The organism is Comamonas sp. 23 (assembly GCF_049601575.1).
Lineage (GTDB): Bacteria > Pseudomonadota > Gammaproteobacteria > Burkholderiales > Burkholderiaceae_C > Comamonas > Comamonas squillarum.
The window spans coordinates 327,915-346,258 of sequence record NZ_CP187127.1; the positions used below are offsets into that span (position 1 = coordinate 327,915).

Below are 18,344 nucleotides of genomic sequence, written 5' to 3' on the forward strand. Positions count from 1 at the left end.
TCCCCCTACCGGGACGGGCAATGTACCTGTCCCCAGACAAGGAGACAAGAATGCGCTTTCGCATGTTGACCCCGGTGGCCGCTGCCGCCGTGATGGCCGCAGCCGGCCTGGGCCTGCACCTCAACGCCCAGGCGGAGGACTGGCCGACCAAACCCGTGGTGCTGGTGGTGCCCTACTCGGCCGGTGGCCCCACCGATGTGGTGGCCCGCATGCTGGCCATTCCGATGGGCAAGTCGCTGGGCCAGACCGTGGTGGTGGAGAACACCGTGGGCGCAGGCGGCACGATTGCGCCAGCGCGCGTGGCCCGCGCCAAGAACGATGGCTACACCATCCTGATCCACCACATGGGCATGGCCACGGCGCCATCGCTGTACAAGAAGCTGCCCTACGACCCGCTGAAGGATTTCGAGTACATCGGCCAGGTGCTCGATGTGCCGATGACGCTGCTGTCGCGCAAGGACTTTCCGGCCAACAACTTCCAGGAGCTGATGGCCTATGTGAAGGCCAACCAGGAGAAGGTGTCGCTGGCCAATGCCGGCATTGGCGCCGTCTCGCAGCTGTGCGGCATGCTGTTTGCGTACCAGGCGGGCGTCAAGCTCACCACCGTGCCCTATAAGGGCGCGGGCCCGGCGATGAATGATCTGATGGGCGGCCAGGTTGATCTGCTGTGCGACCAGACCACGCAGACCGCGCCGGTCATCAAGGACGGCAACCGGGTCAAGGTGTTTGGCGTGACCACGCCCCAGCGCCTCACTGCCATGCCGCAGATCCCCACGCTCGATGAGCAGGGCTTGAAGGGCTTTGATGTCAAGGTCTGGCACGGCATGTATGCCCCCAAGGGTACGCCGGCCGAGGTGATCACCAAGATCAACACCGCTTTGAATGTGGCCTTGAAGGACCCCGTCGTGGTGCAGCGCATTGCCGACCTGAGCAGCGAGCTGGTCACGCCGGACCGCGCCACGCCGCAGAGCTTGAAGACCTTGCTGGAATCCGAAGTGAAACGCTGGAACACGGTGATCAAGGCAGCCGGCGTGACCGCCGAATAAGAGCCGCCAACGCAACCCTTGATACGTCGTTGCCTGGCCGGCCGCGCCAAGCCTTGTCGTACTACTGTACTGCCTGCGGCTCGGCGCCTAGTCGGGGACGCCTAGTCTCAACCGCAAACCTTCGGTTTGCTGGGTCGTGTTAGCGGCTCTAAGCCTGGCGTTCACCCGCGCAGGAGCAGGGGCCATGGGCCCCTTTTTTGATAAACGGAAGACTGATGGACATGACTCTCAACGCGCATCCGCTCGCCACCGCCACCTCCTGGCTGTTTGTACCGGCCAGCCGCCCCGAGCGCATCGCCAAGGCCCTGGCCAGTGGGGCTGATGCGGTGATCGTGGACCTGGAAGATGCGGTGGCGCCGCAGGACAAGGAAGGAGCCCGCGCCGCCTTGCTGGGCGCCTTTGGCCAGCTGCAAGTGGCAGAGCGCGCCCGCGTGCTGGTGCGCATCAATGCCCATGGCACGCCCTGGTTTGATGGCGACCTGCAGGCGCTGGCCCAGCTGGTGGCGCAGGGCGCCGCCGGGGTGGTGCTGCCCAAGGCAGAGGCCGCCGATGCCATGGCGCTGCTGCTGCCGGCGCTGGGTACGCAAGGGCTGCTGGTGCCCATCATCGAATCGGTGGCGGGCCTGCATGCGATCGATGCGATTGCGCGCGCGCCGCGCGTTTTGCGGCTGGCCTTTGGCCATCTGGATTTTCAGGTCGATGCCGGCATGGCCTGCGCCGAGGACGAGACTGAGCTGGTGCCAGTGCGCCTGGCCGTGGTGCTGGCTGCGCGCCGCGCACAGCTGCCCGCGCCCATCGATGGCGTGACGGTCAACACCCAGGATGCCGCTGTGGTGCAGGCCGATGCGGCGCGTGCGCTGCGCGGCGGTTTTGGTGGCAAGCTCAGCATCCACCCGATGCAGGTGGCGCCCATCAATGCGGCCTTTGCGCCGACGGAGGCGCAGCTGCAGCGCGCCCAGCAGGTGCTGGCTGCCGCCGAGGCAGCGCAAGGCGGGGTCTGCGTCGTCGATGGCCGCATGGTCGATGCCCCCGTGATTGCACTCGCCCACAAGACCTTGCAGCGCCACCAGCAGGCCCAGCGGCGCCTGCAAAGCGCGTCCTGAACAGGTTCTCAAAAAGCGGCCTGCACGGGGTGCAGGGCAGGACACTTTCTGACACAGACCTCCGCAATCTCGTCGATATACTCGCTCCACTACCGCGCCGCTACATTGGCGCACCGATATAGGAGAGCGACATGTTCAAACACGCGATTGCCTGGGCCGCCGTGGCCCTTACCGGAATGGCCCATGCCTACGTGCCCCAGGGCGGCACCTGGATCATCTCCGACGAAGTCAACGGCCGGCCCGGCCGTGGTTTTGCCGTCGATGTGCAAAACGACGTGCTGGTGATGCAGGTCTATGCCTATGAAAGCAGCGGCCAGCCCACCTTCTACATGGCCACCGGCCGCCTGAACGAGAACAGCGAGCTGACGACCACCTTGGGCCGCTACGAAGGCGGCCGTTTCCTGGGCAGTGGCGACCGCAGCGGCGTCGAGCGCGGCAGCCCTGGCAATGTGCGCATCCGCTTTGTCAGCGGCACCTTGGGCTACATCACCCTGCCGGGCGAAGGCGAGAAGGAAATCAAGCGCTACCAGTTTGGCTATGACAACTCGCCCGCCTCCTTGCTGGGCCTGTGGAGCCTGGTCTATGGCGACAGCAATGGCAATATCGAAACCGAGACCATGCAGCTGACCCGCATCACCGGCGGCTCTTCCTTCAGCAGTGGCATGACCGTCTCCTACGACGGCTTGTTTGCCTGCGAGCAGATCATCCGGGGTGTCGATACCGGCAAGACCCAGTGCGTGAAGATGCGCAGCGGCACCTCGAGCGAAACGGTACGGAGCTTCTGGTTTAACTTCAGCGTCAACCAGGCGGAGGGCAACTGGAACAATACCCGTGGCTCGGGCGAGGGCGCGCTGTATGCCAACCGCCTGATGCAGAACTCGGGCCGCATCACCGGCCTGTTGCGCAAGGTGACGCCGGATGCCGGCAGCGAGCAGGGCAGCAATGACGATGCGCTGCGCGCCGCACTGGAAGCCCAGGCCAGCGCGCGCCAAAGCCGCTGATCTGCGTTAACTGCCCCATGAAAAATGCCCTGGCTTGCCAGGGCATTGTCGTTGGGGCCTGAGCCTTTTATTCGATGCGGGCGCCAGTGGCTTTGACGACAGCAGCCCAGCGCTCCATCTCGCGGTCGATATGGGCGCCCAGCGCTTCGGGCGTGGAGCCGACGGGCTCATAGCCGCTGGCGGCCAGCTGCGACTGCAGCGCGGGGTTTTGCAGCGCGGTCGCAATCTCGCGGCTGAGCTTGCCGGTGATGTCGGCCGGGGTGCCCGCCGGGGCGATCACCGCGTACCAGCCATTGATGTCAAAGCCGGGAAAGCCCTGCTCCTGCACGGTGGGGATCTCGGGTGCCAGCGCCGAGCGCTTGGCGCTGGTGACGGCCAGCGCATGGAGCTTGCCGCTGCGCACATGCGGGATCGAGGTGGAGATGCTGTCAAAGGTCAGGTCGATATCGCTGGCCAGCATCGCATTGACGACGCCGGCACTGCCCTTGTAGGGCACATGGGTCATCTTGACGCCGGCGGTGCTGGCAAACAGCGCCCCAGCCAGGTGGCCGGTGTTGCCATTGCCGGCCGAGCCATAGGTGAGCTTTTCCGGGGCGGCCTGCGCGGCCTTGACCAGCTCGCCAATGTTCTTGGCCTGCAGCTTGCTGCTGCCCACGACGATCATCGGCAGGTTGGCCACCAGCGAGACCGGTGCAAAGTCCTTGCGGGTGTCATAGGGCAGCTTGGGGTAGAGGCTGTCATTGATCGCATGCGCGGCCAGCACCATCAGCACGGTGTAGCCGTCGGGCTTGGCACGCGCCACATACTGCGAGGCCAGGGTGCCACCGGCCCCGGGTTTGTACTCCAGCACCACCGGCTGGCCCAGCTGCTGCTGCAGCTGCAAGGCCAGCGGCCGGCCCAGCAGATCGGCACTGCCCCCAGGGGGGTAGGGGATGACCAGCTGGATCGGCTTGGTGGGCCAGGGCGCTGCATGGGCCATGCCGGCCAGCAGCATACCGCTGGCGACCGCCAAGCCTGAGAGCAGGCCGGCCAGCTGCCTGCGCCGGAGGGAAGTGGTGTGGCGATGGGTCAAGTCGTGTCTCCTGGTCTTGTTGTTGGACGGGTGTTGGCTAGCAATCAAGCGGCAGATTGGCTGACCTGGCTCGCGTACAGCGTGCGCAGCTCGCGCTTGAGCACCTTGCCGATCTCGCTGCGCGGCAGCTGGCTGTGGATGACCAGGTCGGCCACACGCTGGGTCTTGCCGACGCGGCTGTTGAGCCACTGCTGCAGCTCGGCCGGCTGGGGGCTGCTGCCGGGCTGGGGCACCACATAGGCGACGGGGCTCTCACCCCAGGCGTCCGAGGGCACGCCGATCACCGCGCACTCGCGCACCTCGGGGTGCTGCAGCATGACGGCCTCGATATCGCTGGGGTAGACGTTGAAGCCGCCGGTGATGATCATGTCCTTCTTGCGGTCGCCCAGCACGATGAAGCCATCGGCATCCATCTGGCCCACATCGCCGCTGCGGATAAAGCGCTCGCCGCTGGGGCTGATCCACTCGGCCTCGCGGGTCTTGTCGGGCTGGCGGTGGTAGCCGGTCATCATGCCGGCCGAGCGGCCGACGATTTCGCCCTGCGCGCCTTGGGGTAGCTCCTGGCCGTCCTCGTCGATAAAGCGCAGATCGGCGTCCGGCCCGGCGCGGCCGACGGTGTGCAGCTTGTCGGGGAACTGGTGGCAGTGCAGCTCGCAGCGCACGCCCCCTTCGGTCATGCCGTAGTACTCGATCAGGCGCCCGGGCCAGCGGCGCAGCACCTCGGCCTTGAGCGCGGTCTTGAACGGAGCGCTGGTGCAGAACTTGTGCTGCAGCAAGTGCAGATCGGTCTGGTCAAACGCCGGGCAGTCGAGCAGGCGCTGGTACTGCACGGGCACCAGCATGGTGTGGGTGGCGCGCTCGTCCTGGGCCAGCTGCAGGTACTGGGCCGCGTCGAACTTGCGCATCATCACCAAAGTGCCGCCCAGCGCCAACGTGGGCAGGACCGCCACCAAGGTGGTGTTGGAGTACAGCGGCGTCGCGCACAGCGATACCGCATCGGGCCCGTAGCCGTTGGTGACTGCGCGCTTGACATGCGACCAGCGCATGCCCCAGCTTTGCACAATGCCCTTGGGCACGCCGGTGGTGCCCGACGAGTAGATCAGGTTGAAGGGCCACTGCGGCGTGGGCTGCACCGCTTGGGGCGCCTGGCCGGCGGGCACCTGGGCGAGCCAGTCGCTCCAGCGCGTGCCGGCCTGTGCGGTATCGTCCAGCGCGATGCAGGGGCGCTCGGCCGTGCTGGCCAGCGGCCACTGGGCGGCGACCTCGGCATCGCGCAGCAGCAGCTTGGCCTCGGCGTTGTCCAGCATGGCGCTCAGGTGCTCGGCCGTGGCCGATGGCGCCAGCGGTGCCACCACCACCCCGGCCTGCAGCGCGCCCAGGTAGGCCAGCACATAAGGCACCGAGGTGCTGGCGCAGATGGCCACTACATCACCGGCCTGCAGGCCTTGCTGCTGCAGCGCGCAGGCCACCTGGCGCATGCCCTGGGCCAGCTGGGCGTAGTTCAGGCGCGTGGCGCCCAGCACCAGCGCGGTGTGCTCGGGGCGCTCCTGGGCCTGGGCCAGCACCAGGGCAGGGATGGAGCCAAAGGGCTGGGCGAGTTGGAAGGAGGAAGTGTCAGACATAGCAAACATGCAAACGAAGGAAATCAGTCCAGAGACAGGTTGGCGGCGCGCACGATCTCGGCCCAGCGCTTGCGCTCCTGCGCGATAAAGGCGTCGTGCTCGGCCGCCGTCTCGCCGCCGGGCACACCACCCAGCTCGGCCAAGGTGCGGCGGATGTCGGCGCTTTGCAGTGCCTCATGCGCTGCCTGCTGCAGGCGGTTGACGATGGCATCCGGCGTGCCTGCCGGGGCGAGCAGGTCAAACCAGGCGGTCACATCCATCGGCACACCGGCCTCGCGCATCGTCGGCACATCGGGCAGCTGGGCCGAGCGCTCGCGGCTGGTGATGGCCAACGCCCGGAACTTGCCCGACTGGATATGCGGCATCGAGCTGGGCAGGTTGTCGATCATGAAATCGATCTGCTGGCCCAGCAGCGCAGTAACCGCAGGCGCTGCGCCGCTGTGGGGTACCAGGGTGACATCGAGCCCGCTTTGCTGGCGGAACAGCTCGGTGGACATGTGCGGCGACTGGCCCACGCCGGAGGTCGCGGCCGTCAGCGGCTTTTGCTTGCCCAGTGCCACGAGCTGCTGCACGTTCTGGATGGGGGAGTTGGCATGCACCACCAGGATGTTGGGCACCGAGATCACATTGGTGATGCCGCGCAGGTCGTTGGGGCCATAGGCCAGCTTTTTGTAGAGGCTGAAATTGATGGCCACCGGGCCGATGTTGCCCATCAGCAAGGTGTAGCCGTCGGGCTTGGCGCGCGCCACATAGGCGGTGCCGATGCTGCCGCCGCCGCCGGCCTTGTTCTCGACGATGACGCTGGTCTTGAGCGAGGAGCCCATCTTCTGGGCCAGCAGGCGCGCTGCGATATCGGTGGTGCCGCCAGCTGCTGCGGGCACGACGATGGTGATGGGGCGGGACGGCCAGTCGGCCGCAAAGGCCAGCAGGGGGGAAAGCAGCAGGGCCGCGAGGGCGCGGCGGCGCGCAAAGCGCATGGCGTTGTCTCCGTATTTATCGTTAAGGGCTCACGATAGGGAGTTCCACCCAGCGGCGTGATGGGGTTTGCCTGCACCAGCGCGCATTGGGCCTTCGCACTTGCGAAAGCCATGCTTTGCGTGCGCGGAAGCAGGGCGCAAAAAAAGCGGCCCGAAGGCCGCTAGCAATGCGTGGAGTCGTTCTGGCTTTATGGGTACAGACCACGTGCCTCGCGTGCGTGCAGAATGCGGCGGCAGGCGATGATGAAGGTGGCGGTACGCAGGGAGACCTTGTTCTCTTGCGCCACTTGCCACACAGCGGCAAAGGCTTCTTGCATGATGCGCACCAGACGGGCGTTGATCTCGTCTTCGCTCCAGAAGAAGCTGGAGAAATCCTGCACCCATTCGAAGTAGCTCACCGTCACGCCGCCCGCGTTGGCGATCACATCAGGCAGCACCAGCACACCCTTGTCGTTCAGGATGTCATCGGCTTCGGTGGTGGTGGGGCCGTTGGCGCCCTCGATCACCATCTTGGCCTTGATCTTGGCGGCGTTCTTGGCGTTGATCTGGCCTTCCAGTGCAGCGGGGATCAGGATGTCGCAGTCGACGGACCAGAAGTCCTCGTTGGCCATCTTGTCGGCGCCCTTGAAGCCGCCCACACCGCCGGTGTTGGCCACGTGCTCGAGCACGGCGGGCACATCCAGGCCCTTGGCGTTGAAGATGGTGCCGGTGTGGTCCTGCACGGCCACGACGATGGCGCCCGCTTCGGCAAACAGCTTACCTGCCGTACCGCCCACATTACCAAAACCTTGCACCGCCACTTTGGCGCCTTGCAGGGCCAGGCCCGACAGCTTGGCGGCCTCGACGCCCACGGTGAACACGCCGCGGCCGGTGGCCTCGACACGGCCGAGCGAGCCGCCCAGATCGATGGGCTTGCCGGTGACCACGCCGGTAGCGGTGGCGCCGGTGTTCATCGAGTAGGTGTCCATCATCCAGGCCATGATCTGGCCGTTGGTGTTCACGTCCGGTGCCGGGATGTCCTTGGACGGGCCGATGAACAGGCCGATTTCGCTGGTGTAGCGGCGGGTCAGGCGTTCGAGCTCACCCTTGGACAGGGTCTTGGGGTCGACGCGGACACCGCCCTTGGCGCCGCCGTAGGGCACGTTCACGGCGGCATTCTTGATCGACATCCAGGCTGACAGGGCCATCACTTCGGACAGGGTCACATCCTGGTGGAACCGCACGCCGCCCTTGCCCGGGCCGCGGCTCAGGTTGTGCTGCACCCGGTAGCCTTCAAAGTGGGCGATCGTGCCGTTGTCCATCTCGATGGGCACATCCACGATCAGCGCGCGCTTGGGGCGCTTGAGCGTCTCGACCCAGCGGGCCAGCGAGCCCAGGTAAGGCGTGACGCGGTCGACCTGTTGCAGGTAGTTGCCCCAGGGGCCCAGGTGCTTGGGGTCGAGGTAGGAAGGCAGAGCGTGTTGTGGCGCTGCGGCGGGAGTGCTGTTGGACGGCATACGATCCATGCGGTTGAAAAGGTCTGTACAGCTTAAATCCGCTCTATACCTTTGTCCAAGGCCGGATGATTGGGATGGAATGCTTTTTTTGCATAACCTTGCACCGGTTCTGCTTACATGTAGCGTGTTTGCTGCGGTGACAGGGGCGGGCGGCGCTGTCCGTTACGCTATGCCGATTGGACTTTTTACACTTTCGGACGCCATCGCCATGCCCTCTGCCGACACCGCTTCGACCTTTCAACCCGCTGCCCTGGCCCAGGCGCTGCAGACCGCCACCGGGGCCGGCGCCGCCATCGACGCGGCCGCCTGGCCGGCGAGCCTGGCGCCTGCCGACATCATCGCCGTGCACCGCGAGCGGGCCCAGCGCTGGGGGGACGCCGCCCAAGCGCCCCAGTACTGGAAATCGGGTGGACCCAGCCGCAGCCAGCCGCTGGGCCATGCGCCTCTGCCGCCCCAAGGGGTGCACGGTGGCGGCGCCGATCTGCGTGCCACCCCGTTTTTCCTGCGCGGGGTTGAGGCGGAGATTGCGCTGCGCCTGGGCCAATCGGTCGATGCGGACCAGGCCGCTGCGCTCGATGAGGCCAGCGCCGCCCAGCTGATCGATGCGATGGCGCTGAGCATCGAGATCGTCGATTCACGCTGGCAGCAGCAGCTGCAGGCGCCTGCGGCCTTGAAGGCGGCGGACCTGCTCTGCCACGGCGCGCTGGTGCTGGGCGCCTGGCAGCCCTACCGCCCGGTGGATGGCAGCACGCAGCGCTGCACGGTACAGATCGGCGCGCAGCCCGCCCAGGCCTTTGAGCGCAGCTATGGCCTGCAGGACCCGTCCTGGCTGCTGCCGCAGTGGCTGCGCCATGCGACGGCGCACTTTGGCAGCCTGCGCGCCGGCACGGTGGTGACCACGGGCAGCTGGTGCGGCTTGCTGCAGGCGGCGCCTGGCGATGCAGTGCGGGTGCAGTTTGACGGCATCGGCGAGCTGCGCGTGCAGCTGTAGTCCGCGCATCCAAGCCGGAAAGCACAACGCACACCGTCGCTGCTCGCGAGGGTGTGCGTCGTACAAGCGGGTGGCCGGCCCCTGCCGGCGCGCCGACTCAGTTCTGGGCGATGGCCGAGGGGTGCTGGGCCAGCGGCGTGACCGAGATCTTCATGTAGGGGAACAGCGGCAGCGCCTGCAGCAGGCCGTGGAGCTCGTCGTTCGATTCCACATCGAACACGCTGTAGTTCGCATACTCGCCCGCCACGCGCCAGATGTGCTTCCAGCGGCCATCGCGCTGCAGATCTTGCGAATAGGCCTTCTCGCGGGCCTTGATCTCTTGGGCCTGCGCTTGGGGCAGGTCATGGGGAATGTTCACATCCATGCGAACCAGATACAGCATTGTTTTCTCCTTGGCGGCGCCCCAGCGGGCCTGCCCGGTGGCCGGCCACCGGGCGCCATGGGTCGATCGGTTGGTCTGGGCCCTGCGGACAGGGCCACGGCGCATTGTCCGCCCAGTGGCAAGCCAACAGGGTCTCGTCGGCTAATCGTTGCTTGAGAAACTTTTTGGATCCTGGAGGAGGGGGTGGCCGGCGAGGTGTGGCCGGCGAGGTGCGGCCGGCGAGGTGCCCCCGGCGAGGTGCAGCGAATTGGGCGCCCCCAGCTAGGCGCCTCCAGCTAGGCGCCCCCTCGCTCAGGCGCTGGCGCAAAGCTCATGAACAGACCGTAGATGCCCAGCTGCGCCGCAATCTGGGGCAAAAAGCTGAACAGCATGTACAAGGGCAAGGTGACCAGCAGGCTGAACTGCTGGGCCAGCCAGGCGAGCGAGGCGGCCTGCAGCGGAATGCTGACGACCAGCATCAGCATGCCGGTCATCGTGGCGGCGACCTTGTGCAGCACCGGGATCGGGAAGATGTAGAGCACCAGCGCATGCACGGCCGGCAGCAGCCAGAGCATGGCCAGGCCCATGTCCAGGATGTTGTCGGCCAGCAGGCGGTTGACGTCGCTGACGGCCAGCGTGGGCAGGAACTCGTAGGACAGCAGACCCACGATGCCCAACAGCGCGACGATGCGCAGCCCGTAGATCAGCGGCAGGCGCTCGCGCGAGAGCACAAAGGACAGCGCCATCAGCCCCAGCGACAGCAGCGCGCCACCCCACCATTGCCAGAGGCCGGGGGGCGGCACATAGAAATGTGTGCGCACCACCTCGATGGGCACGCCCAGCAGCGATGTGGTCTGCACCTCGACCCCCTCGCTGCTGCCCAGGCCCAGGTGCGGCCAGGCCCAGGCCAGCACATCGGCCCAGCGGTGCATCAACAGCGGCGCAGCCCACCACAGCACCAGCCAGAAGGCCAGCAGCAGCACCAGCAGCTGGGCGCTGTGCTGCCAGGTCCAGATGTAGCTTCTGAGGCCCCGGTGCTGGCGGGTCATGCGCAACGACATGGCCTGGCCTTAGAAGTCGAAGAACACCGCAGCGCTCAGGCCCTTGCGGTTGTAGTAGGGGTTGCGGTAGAACTGGCCGCCCACCAGGTAGCCCCAGTCCTTGCCCAGCCACTGGCGCCATTGCAGGCTCAGCTCGGTCGATTGGAAGCCGACCTGGTTGCCCACGCCGTTGGCGATGGCGCCGGTGGGCAGGTAGCCTTCCTTGCCATGGTCGATGCGGGCGGTGAAGTAGTGCTGCTTTTCGCGGCCCATGGTCAGCGCGGCAAAGCCCCGGTAGCCTTCGACCGAGCCGGGGTTGGACTTGTTGTAGACCACACCGCCTTCGCCGACCCAGTCGTTGGTCGAGTAGTAGGCGACCGAGGCGGTGATGCCGGTGTCGCGGTGGATGCCGTCGCGGCTGGCCGATTTCATCAGCGACAGGCCCGTCACCCACTGCTGGCTCTCGGTCCACTTGCGGTAGATGGCGATGTCACCGCGGTACTTGTTCTGGAAGTCGGCCGAGCCGGAGCTGGCACCCACCGACATGTACCACCAGGGCGACAAGGTGTGTGTCAGCGACAGCGCGCCCACGGTGCCGCGCTGGTCGAAGTGGCGCTGGCTGGCCAGGTCCCAGTTCAGGACGGTGCCGGGCTTGAGGCCGACATAGCCGCGCACGTACTCGTCATTCCAGTTGCTGTTGCCGCCGGTCAGGCTGGAGAAGCCCGCGCCGATATCAACCCGGCCGCGCTGGCCCGGCTCGAAGTCTGCGGCCGGTGCTGCAGGCGCGGCGGCGGGCTCGGTGATGGGCGCTGCGGCGCTGGCACCGGTGGTCTGGGCCATGGCAGGGGCCAGCAAGGCGGCGGCGCTCAGCGCCATGGAGCTGCGGAGGAAGAAGGTGTTCATGGGGTTCTTGTAGAGGTTGTTCAGAGGGAGGAGGGCTGCAGATGGCGGGCAATTGCGGCGGCGATCTGCAAGCCGCTGCTGCCATCGCCAAAGGGGTTGTCCACAGAGGCGGGCGGCAGGCCGGGCAGTTGGCCGGTGGCCAGCACATGGCTGGCGGCCGAGAGGATGCGCTCGGCCTCGGTGCCCACCAGCAGGCCGGCGCCGCAGGCGATGACTTCGGGACGCTCGGTCACATCGCGCATCACCAGCAGGGGCTTGTTCAGTGACAGGCCTTCTTCCTGGATACCGCCTGAGTCGGTCAGCAGCAGCTGGGCGGCGTCCATGATCTCCACCATGGGCGCGTAATCCAGCGGGGCCGTGAGGCGCCAGCGGCGCTGCACGTCTGCGGAGCTGGCGCCATGCACGCCGCGCACCACCTGCTGCACCAGCGGGTTCAGGTGCACCGGCCAGACCACGGCGGCCTCAGGGTGCTGCTCGAGCAGGCGCGCCACCGATTGGGCGATCTCCACCATGGGCGCGCCCCAGTTCTCGCGCCGGTGTGCCGTTACCAGCACCAGCTGGCGCAGGCCGCTGTCGACGAACCACTGGTAGTCGGGGTTGGCCACCGGCTGGCCGGCAGCGCGCTGCGTGCGCACATGGCGCGCGGCCAGCAGCACGGCGTCGACGACGGTGTTGCCGACCACCGCGATCTCGCCGGGCACGTTTTCCTTCTCGAGGTTCTCGCGGGCCTGGCCGGTGGGGGCAAAGTGCCATTGGCTCACGCGGCCGATCAGGCTGCGGTTGATCTCTTCGGGGAAAGGCTCGGAGATGCGGCCCGAGCGCAGACCGGCCTCGACATGGCCGACGGGGATCTGCAGGAAGGCGGCCGCGAGCGCGCCCATGGCCGCGCTGCTGGTGTCGCCATGCACCAGCGCTACGGCCGGTTGGAGGCTGGCCAGGGTGCTGCCGATGGCCGACATCAGCTCGCTCGACAGCGCCGGCAAGGTGGCGACCTCGCGCTTGAGGCGGATCACCTCCTGGGGCGCGATGCCGAAAAATTCATAGAGCGGCCAGGCCATCTCTTCGTGCTGGCCGGTGTGCAGCACATGGGTGGTGATACCGCGCTGGCGCAGCGCCAGCACCACCGGGGCCATTTTGATGATCTCGGGCCGGGTGCCCATGATGGCCGCGACGGACAAGGAGGAGGAAGGGGTGGAGGAGCTCATTTTTGTCGACGCATTTCAAGGCTGAGTTCTTGACCGTCCTGCACGCGCACCAGCCAGGCACTATCGGTGGCTTGCACCTGGGCCTGGCCAGCGCGCACACGCACGGCCGCATATTTTGTCTTGGGCACAGTCCAGGCCATCGCGGCCAGGGACTGCGGGTGGCTGGCGCTGAGCAGGTCGTTGTCGCCCTCGGCCGCGATGGACCACTGCACCTGGTTGCGCCGACTGAGGAAGTCGGCCGCCTCGCCCATCGAGATGAACTGGCACTGCTTGCGGTCCGCACAGGCCTGTACGCTGTCGATGTAGGCCTTGACCGCTGGCAGGTACTCCACCGCGCCAATCGGGTGAAAGTAGCTCAGGCGGATGCTGCGGGTATGTTCGATAAAGCCCGCCACCTGCTGCAGCCACTGGCCGAACTCGGCAACCGGTATCTTCTGGAACGAGGCCTCTTCGGCCGACGCAACCTGGCCGTAGGTCAGCACGGGGAAGGCCCAGGACTGCTGGACCTGGCGCGTGCCCAACCACAGCCGTGTGGGCGGCATGCCGACGTTGGCCACCGTGTAAAAGGACTGCACGCCGTGCTCGGCCATCCAGTCATAGGTCCACAGCGGCGTATTGCCGTTGGGGGCCGAGTATTCCTTGGGCTGCAGGCCATGGTTGGCCTTGGTGACCGAGGCATTGTTCAGGTCGAGAAACGGCATGAAATCGTCGGCGTTGTCGTCGGAGGCGTTGTTGCCGAAATAGTTGTGGATCCAGCCGCCGTGGTTGCCGATGCTGTGGCCCTGGCTGAGCAGCATCTGGATCATCTTTTGGGCGTCTTCGTTGTAGTCCAGGTCCATGCCCAGCCCGTCGCCTGGCTGGTTCACATCGGGGCCGGCGGTGAAGTGCAAGGACTGGTGGCCGTGGTCAAAAATGCCCGCTTCCTGCAGCTCGTGCAAAAAGCCGATGGCCCGGCCGTCGTCGTTGTGCCAGTTCAGCACCAGCGCGCCAATGCCGTCCGGTGATGCCAGCAGTTGCGGCTGCTGCACCAGCTGCTGGGCAAAGTAGGCCAGAAAACCGTGCAGGAAAATGCCGTCGGTGCGCTGCAGCAAATAGGTCAGCGGCAGGTTGATGAACATCGCCTGCCCTTTGCCCCAGTGGTTGACGCTGGCCACCACATCGCCATTGCTCGATTGCAGCAGGATGCGTGCGCCCTGGGGGCGGTCGGTCTTGAGCACGGTAAAGCGCTGCGAATCCTTGGTGTAGCCGGCAATGAAGCTGGGAAAGCCAGGTTGATCGACCGCCAGCTCCTCGGGGTCGATCGCAGTGAGCTTGGCAGCGGCCTTGGCATCGAGGTAGCGCCCGGGCGGGATGCCCAGCAGCTCCATCGTGGTGGGCGCGCCCCGGATCTCTTCATAGTCGGACAGCTGGTCCTTGTAGGTGTCGTAGTCGCCATAGCGCACGCCGAGCATCTGCGACAGGCGCGATGTGCCCTTGCTGTAGTAGCCGCGCTCGTCGAGCATGCCGCCGTCCTGCACCACCATGGCCTGGCCGCCAGCCTGCACCACGTCGATCAAGGTCTGCACTGCCGCATCAGAGATATTGCGGTGGAAGGTATCGGGCAGGATCACCGTCTGCTGCGCAGCGGGGGCGCCATAGTGGATGCCACGCATCCATTCGCTGATCGCCAGCGGCTTGAGCAGCAGGCCGCGCTCGCGCGCTGCCTCGCTCCAGATCTGCACCTGGGGCGCATGGGCGGGCATGCCATCGGGGATCAGCAAGCTGATGGTGGCGTAGTGCTGGCTGGCCTGCAGGCTGCGTGACTGGTGCCAGCCAATGACGGCGAGCAGGCACAGCACCACTGCGGTGGCGGCCAGCCATTTTTTCCAGCGCAAGAGCTTGTTCATGGTGTCAGCCTCAAGGGTTGGCAGCCGGGGTGGTTGTGGGCGCGGGCACCGGCGCGGGCACCGGCGCGGGCGCCGTGGCCATTGCAAAAGGGCACTGGGTGCTGATACCCGTGTGCGCCAGCGCGTGGTCGATCATCGCATCCAACACGGTCCAGCCTACCGCAGGCTGGAAGGGCCGTAGCGATGCACGCCAGCAGGCGGCCTGGATCGGTGCGGTCTGACGCATTTTCCATGCAACCAGGCCCCATGCATAGTGGTCTTCGCTGCGCGAGAGCCAGGCGCTGCCATGCTGGGCCAGCCACTGGGCGGTGGCGCGGTCCGATTCGGCGCGGGAAATCACCCCGGTCTGCCACAGGTAGGCGCTGGCCAGGGTATGGGGATAAAAGCGCGGACGGTCGTATTCGGGCAAGGCCGGTTTCCAGTCGCTGCCACTGCGAAAACGCCGGTTGATGGCCGCTGCCAGCTGCTTGGAGGCGGGGCCCGCCTGCGCCCCTTCGGCCGCGCGCAGCGCTTCGTAGACCTCGATGTTGTCCATCAGGTAGTACAGCTCGGTGTCCAGCAAGGCTTTGTAGAGCTGGTTGCTGGGGTTGCGCAGGCGCGCGAGCAGCTGTTGGCTGCGCGCAATGGCCTGCTGGGCAGCGGCCTGCTGACCAGGAGTGAGCCATTGCTTCTGCCGCGCCAAGTGCAGCATCTCGATCGTGGTGGCGGCCATGGAGTCGTCGGCATCGGCGCCCATGCAGCTGCGCCAGGCAGTGTCTGCGGTGGGACAGAAGCGGTCAAAGCCGCCATCCTGGCGCTGGCGCGGCAGCAGCCAGGCCAGCCACTGCTGCAGCTCGGCGCGTAGCGGCACACCCGCCTGCAGCGCGATCGTGAAGCCCTTGTTGACGAAGTAAGGGTCTACGACCTGGCCGCCCAAGGTGGTGTAGTAGGCGCCATCGCCGGTGGCAAAGGCGGCCAGCGCCGGGGGCTCGTCCGGCTGCGCTGCGCCTGCCAGCTGCCAGGCCATGGCTGCCGAGGCGATCCAGAGATTGCGTGTTTTCATAGCACCACCTGTCCGGAACGTACAGCAGCCATACTGCCATAGACGCGGACACTGGCGTGTAAGGCAATGGTCCAGGCCGAGACACTGCTGGGGCACTCCTTGTCGCCCACCTGGCTGTCGGGGCCCAGCTGCAGGCGCTTGCCGGCGCACAGCGGCCCTTCGACATAGTTGTTGCCCTTGGTCTGCAGGTCGCCCTGCACGAACACCGCGCCCTGCACACAGGCGCTCTGGGCCAGCACGGCATTGCCATGCACCTTGATATGGCCCACGACCACGGACATCTCTTCCATCAGCAGGTTGCCGGTGACCACCAGGCCACCGCGCACAATGGTGCCGGCGGGAATGCGCAGGTCGCCTTCATGGCGCCGCTGCAGCGTCGTCAGCGGCATGCCGGTGCCCAGCTCGGGCAGCGGGAACTGCAGTGAGCGCTTGAGGGGCCAGGTAAAGATGCAGGCGGCCGAGAGACGCAGAAAGCGCGCACCGGGCGAGAGCACGATATGGCGCTCGGCGCTGGTCAGGCGGGCCAGCTGGGCCGGGCCCAGGCAGTGGATGCTCTTGGCATGCAGCACGCGTTGCACCACGCTGTTGGCCTGCAGCTCGACGATGTCGCTGGAGACAAGGGTGCGCAGCTGGGACCTGAAGCCGATCACGACCGGCACCTCGGTCCGGGCCATCAGGCGCGATTGGCCACGGGGCACCATCAGGCGCCCCTGGTCATCGTGCTGCCACTGGGCCACGCGCGGCATGGCTTCGAGCAGATCGAGTTGCTCGGCCATGCGCTGGGCCGTGTAGTCCGTGCGGCCGTTGTCCAGCGGATCGATGGCCAGTGCATCGGCATCGCTGCGCGAATACAGCTCGCGCAGCGCCGGCAGCAGCGGCAAGAGGAAGACCAGGGCGGTCACGGTCAGCCACATGCTGCCAAACAGCAGGGGATGGACGGGGGCGTTCATACACGTGCTTCAGGCAGGGCTGCGGGCGAGACGACCGGGGCAGCGGCGGGCGCCTGGCGGTAGCGCACGGTCTTGTCCCATTTGAACTGGCGCTTGAACAGCTTGTCGAGCAGCAGCCCGTCGATCGTGGCCTTGGAGACGGCCACCATGCTGACGACAAAGCCCGTCAGCAGCAGCGGCAAGAGGCGCAGGCGGCGCTGGTGGCCGTCAAGGTGCACGGCAGCGGCCACTTCGAAGAAGGCGGCGAAGTTGCCCACGCAGGCAAAACCGGTGGCGATCAGCAGCATCAGCAAGGCAATGTTCACATTGGCACCGATGCCGTAGCCGGTGACCGTCAGCACCAGGGCCAGCAGCCAGCCCACCAGCAAGATGGGCGACATGAGGAACACGCCCAGGAGCGCCACGCCGTCGACACGCTCCATCCAGCGCAGGCCCTTGCGGGTCAGCATCTCGGTGCCCAGCTTGGTCATCACCTGGTTGTGGCCCTTGGCCCAGCGGCTGATCTGGCGAAAACGCACGGCCCAGCTCTCAGGCACTTCCTCATAGCATTCGGCGTAGCCCAGGTAGGCGGTTTGCCAGCCCTTGAGCAGCAGGCGGTAGGTCAGGTCGGTGTCTTCGGCCAGCACCTCGGGGGTCCAGCCGCCCACATCCTGCAGCGCGCTCAGGCGAATGCCGCCCACGGTGCCGCCGTACTGCGCCACCGCACCCATGTTGAAACGGGCCTGCTGGTCGACCTGGTAGCCACCGGAGCGCTCCAGATCGAGCAGGCGGGTGAGCAGGTTCACGCCGGCGTTCTGGGGCACCACGCGGCCCATGACGGCGCCCACCTCGGGGTCGAGGAAGGGGGCGACCAGCTGCTTGATGATCTTCTTGCCCGGCAGGTAGTCGGCATCGAACACCACGATCAGCTCGGACTCGCCCCGGGCCTGGACGATGGCGGTGGCATCGGCGAGCGCCGCGGCCTTGCCTGGAGGGCCTTCCTGGCGGTGGAACAGTTGCAGGCGGCCAGGGTGGCGGTCGGCATAGCTGTCGATGATCTGGCGCGTGCCATCGGTCGAGCGGTCATTGACCGGCATGATCGTCAGGCGATCGCGAGGGTAGTCCACATCCAGGAGCGCCTCGATGCAGCCCGAGATCACGGCCTCTTCGTTGTGCGCTGCAATAAAGACGGTGATGTGCGGCCAGTGCGCCTGCTCGATGCCGGCATACAGCGGGCGCTGGCGTGCGAACAGGCGGTTGAGCGTGAAGGCGTAGTGGCGGAAGGTGTAGAGCGCCTCCAGCGCCACCACCACCATCAGCGCGGCCAGGCACAGACCCAGCCCCCAGGTGGCCCAGCTGGCTTGGTAAGGCCGCAGTGGCTGGGCATGGGCCCATACAGGCAAAAGGCCCAGGAGCGCTGCGCAGAGGGCAGGGGCCTGAAAGGAGGGGGCGGAGCGCTTGGGCATGGTGTTTGATAGAAAAAAATTCTCACGACTTGTGATTCGATTATATCAATCGCCACAAATGCATGAATAGTGTTTCAATAAGTATCCTAGTAAAAAGTAAGTATTTATTAACGACAAAGGGAAATACTATCAACGATCTGCCTACAAACGCCGTTGGTGAAGTTACAAATTGATGCTTGATTTAGAAGCGATTTTTAACGATCT

General features: G+C 66.2%; 16 protein-coding genes. 4 read left to right on the plus strand and 12 right to left on the minus strand.

Going from position 1 to position 18,344, the window contains the following annotated elements:
- Nucleotides 1–92: 92 nt before the first annotated feature.
- The 3 genes from ACPEE1_RS01300 to ACPEE1_RS01310 all read left to right on the plus strand — a co-directional run bounded on the left by ACPEE1_RS01300 (nucleotide 93) and on the right by ACPEE1_RS01310 (nucleotide 3,150).
- Nucleotides 93–1,046 (plus strand): tripartite tricarboxylate transporter substrate-binding protein, encoded by a 954-nt coding sequence (locus ACPEE1_RS01300; protein ID WP_232539630.1) that lies wholly within the window; start codon nucleotides 93–95, stop codon nucleotides 1,044–1,046.
- 221 nt (nucleotides 1,047–1,267) lie between these two features.
- On the plus strand, nucleotides 1,268–2,149 hold the full coding sequence (locus ACPEE1_RS01305; RefSeq protein WP_423935017.1) for an HpcH/HpaI aldolase/citrate lyase family protein: 882 nt from the start codon (nucleotides 1,268–1,270) through the stop codon (nucleotides 2,147–2,149).
- Between the two features lie 131 nt (nucleotides 2,150–2,280).
- Complete coding sequence (locus ACPEE1_RS01310; RefSeq protein WP_021024706.1) at nucleotides 2,281–3,150, plus strand: hypothetical protein; 870 nt, start codon at nucleotides 2,281–2,283, stop codon at nucleotides 3,148–3,150.
- A 67-nt stretch (nucleotides 3,151–3,217) separates the two neighbouring features.
- Here the strand turns inward: ACPEE1_RS01310 and ACPEE1_RS01315 are convergent, their stop codons facing one another.
- From ACPEE1_RS01315 to ACPEE1_RS01330, 4 genes are all read right to left on the minus strand, one after another.
- A complete protein-coding gene (locus ACPEE1_RS01315) occupies nucleotides 3,218–4,144 on the minus strand; it encodes a tripartite tricarboxylate transporter substrate binding protein (protein ID WP_182345526.1) in 927 nt (308 codons plus the stop codon).
- Nucleotides 4,145–4,266: 122 nt separating this feature from the next.
- Nucleotides 4,267–5,844 (minus strand): class I adenylate-forming enzyme family protein, encoded by a 1,578-nt coding sequence (locus ACPEE1_RS01320; RefSeq protein WP_116927496.1) that lies wholly within the window; start codon nucleotides 5,842–5,844, stop codon nucleotides 4,267–4,269.
- A gap of 23 nt (nucleotides 5,845–5,867) precedes the next feature.
- Nucleotides 5,868–6,821: a Bug family tripartite tricarboxylate transporter substrate binding protein gene (locus ACPEE1_RS01325; protein ID WP_423935018.1), complete on the minus strand. Its 954-nt coding sequence runs from the start codon at nucleotides 6,819–6,821 to the stop codon at nucleotides 5,868–5,870.
- Nucleotides 6,822–7,009: 188 nt separating this feature from the next.
- Nucleotides 7,010–8,326, minus strand: a complete 1,317-nt coding sequence (locus tag ACPEE1_RS01330) for a Glu/Leu/Phe/Val family dehydrogenase (protein WP_420093970.1) — start codon at nucleotides 8,324–8,326, stop codon at nucleotides 7,010–7,012.
- A 199-nt stretch (nucleotides 8,327–8,525) separates the two neighbouring features.
- Between ACPEE1_RS01330 and ACPEE1_RS01335 the strand changes: the two genes are divergently transcribed.
- A complete protein-coding gene (locus ACPEE1_RS01335; RefSeq protein ID WP_423935019.1) occupies nucleotides 8,526–9,308 on the plus strand; it encodes a fumarylacetoacetate hydrolase family protein in 783 nt (260 codons plus the stop codon).
- A gap of 97 nt (nucleotides 9,309–9,405) precedes the next feature.
- Here ACPEE1_RS01335 and catC read toward each other — a convergent pair whose 3' ends face one another.
- The 8 genes from catC to ACPEE1_RS01375 all read right to left on the minus strand — a co-directional run bounded on the left by catC (nucleotide 9,406) and on the right by ACPEE1_RS01375 (nucleotide 18,140).
- Nucleotides 9,406–9,690 carry a muconolactone Delta-isomerase gene (gene catC / locus ACPEE1_RS01340; RefSeq protein ID WP_116927452.1) on the minus strand — a complete coding sequence of 95 codons (285 nt, stop codon included), beginning with the start codon at nucleotides 9,688–9,690 and terminating at the stop codon, nucleotides 9,406–9,408.
- Between the two features lie 275 nt (nucleotides 9,691–9,965).
- Nucleotides 9,966–10,730, minus strand: a complete 765-nt coding sequence (locus tag ACPEE1_RS01345) for a hypothetical protein (RefSeq protein ID WP_423935020.1) — start codon at nucleotides 10,728–10,730, stop codon at nucleotides 9,966–9,968.
- 9 nt (nucleotides 10,731–10,739) lie between these two features.
- A complete protein-coding gene (locus tag ACPEE1_RS01350; RefSeq protein WP_116927454.1) occupies nucleotides 10,740–11,612 on the minus strand; it encodes a YaiO family outer membrane beta-barrel protein in 873 nt (290 codons plus the stop codon).
- 20 nt (nucleotides 11,613–11,632) lie between these two features.
- Nucleotides 11,633–12,817, minus strand: a complete 1,185-nt coding sequence (wecB, locus tag ACPEE1_RS01355; protein ID WP_116927455.1) for a non-hydrolyzing UDP-N-acetylglucosamine 2-epimerase — start codon at nucleotides 12,815–12,817, stop codon at nucleotides 11,633–11,635.
- On the minus strand, nucleotides 12,814–14,703 hold the full coding sequence (locus tag ACPEE1_RS01360) for a hypothetical protein (RefSeq protein ID WP_423935021.1): 1,890 nt from the start codon (nucleotides 14,701–14,703) through the stop codon (nucleotides 12,814–12,816). The genes wecB and ACPEE1_RS01360 overlap by 4 nt, the downstream gene beginning before the upstream one ends.
- Nucleotides 14,704–14,713: 10 nt before the next feature.
- Nucleotides 14,714–15,745, minus strand: coding sequence for a hypothetical protein (locus tag ACPEE1_RS01365; RefSeq protein WP_423935022.1), 1,032 nt, complete (start codon nucleotides 15,743–15,745; stop codon nucleotides 14,714–14,716).
- A complete protein-coding gene (locus ACPEE1_RS01370; protein WP_116927458.1) occupies nucleotides 15,742–16,695 on the minus strand; it encodes a polymer-forming cytoskeletal protein in 954 nt (317 codons plus the stop codon). The genes ACPEE1_RS01365 and ACPEE1_RS01370 overlap by 4 nt, the downstream gene beginning before the upstream one ends.
- Nucleotides 16,692–18,140, minus strand: a complete 1,449-nt coding sequence (locus ACPEE1_RS01375; RefSeq protein ID WP_116927459.1) for a glycosyltransferase family 2 protein — start codon at nucleotides 18,138–18,140, stop codon at nucleotides 16,692–16,694. The genes ACPEE1_RS01370 and ACPEE1_RS01375 overlap by 4 nt, the downstream gene beginning before the upstream one ends.
- Nucleotides 18,141–18,344 lie beyond the last annotated feature (204 nt).

Bases quoted from the DNA above. Each gene is read 5' to 3' on its own strand.
- ACPEE1_RS01300 (WP_232539630.1), top strand. From the start codon at position 93: ATGGCCGCAGCCGGCCTGGGCCTGCACCTCAACGCCCAGGCGGAGGAC.
- ACPEE1_RS01305 (WP_423935017.1), top strand. From the start codon at position 1,268: ATGACTCTCAACGCGCATCCGCTCGCCACCGCCACCTCCTGGCTGTTT.
- ACPEE1_RS01310 (WP_021024706.1), top strand. From the start codon at position 2,281: ATGTTCAAACACGCGATTGCCTGGGCCGCCGTGGCCCTTACCGGAATG.
- ACPEE1_RS01315 (WP_182345526.1), bottom strand. From the start codon at position 4,144: ATGCTGCTGGCCGGCATGGCCCATGCAGCGCCCTGGCCCACCAAGCCG.
- ACPEE1_RS01320 (WP_116927496.1), bottom strand. From the start codon at position 5,844: ATGTCTGACACTTCCTCCTTCCAACTCGCCCAGCCCTTTGGCTCCATC.
- ACPEE1_RS01325 (WP_423935018.1), bottom strand. From the start codon at position 6,821: ATGCGCTTTGCGCGCCGCCGCGCCCTCGCGGCCCTGCTGCTTTCCCCC.
- ACPEE1_RS01330 (WP_420093970.1), bottom strand. From the start codon at position 8,326: ATGGATCGTATGCCGTCCAACAGCACTCCCGCCGCAGCGCCACAACAC.
- ACPEE1_RS01335 (WP_423935019.1), top strand. From the start codon at position 8,526: ATGCCCTCTGCCGACACCGCTTCGACCTTTCAACCCGCTGCCCTGGCC.
- catC (WP_116927452.1), bottom strand. From the start codon at position 9,690: ATGCTGTATCTGGTTCGCATGGATGTGAACATTCCCCATGACCTGCCC.
- ACPEE1_RS01345 (WP_423935020.1), bottom strand. From the start codon at position 10,730: ATGTCGTTGCGCATGACCCGCCAGCACCGGGGCCTCAGAAGCTACATC.
- ACPEE1_RS01350 (WP_116927454.1), bottom strand. From the start codon at position 11,612: ATGAACACCTTCTTCCTCCGCAGCTCCATGGCGCTGAGCGCCGCCGCC.
- wecB (WP_116927455.1), bottom strand. From the start codon at position 12,817: ATGAGCTCCTCCACCCCTTCCTCCTCCTTGTCCGTCGCGGCCATCATG.
- ACPEE1_RS01360 (WP_423935021.1), bottom strand. From the start codon at position 14,703: ATGAACAAGCTCTTGCGCTGGAAAAAATGGCTGGCCGCCACCGCAGTG.
- ACPEE1_RS01365 (WP_423935022.1), bottom strand. From the start codon at position 15,745: ATGAAAACACGCAATCTCTGGATCGCCTCGGCAGCCATGGCCTGGCAG.
- ACPEE1_RS01370 (WP_116927458.1), bottom strand. From the start codon at position 16,695: ATGAACGCCCCCGTCCATCCCCTGCTGTTTGGCAGCATGTGGCTGACC.
- ACPEE1_RS01375 (WP_116927459.1), bottom strand. From the start codon at position 18,140: ATGCCCAAGCGCTCCGCCCCCTCCTTTCAGGCCCCTGCCCTCTGCGCA.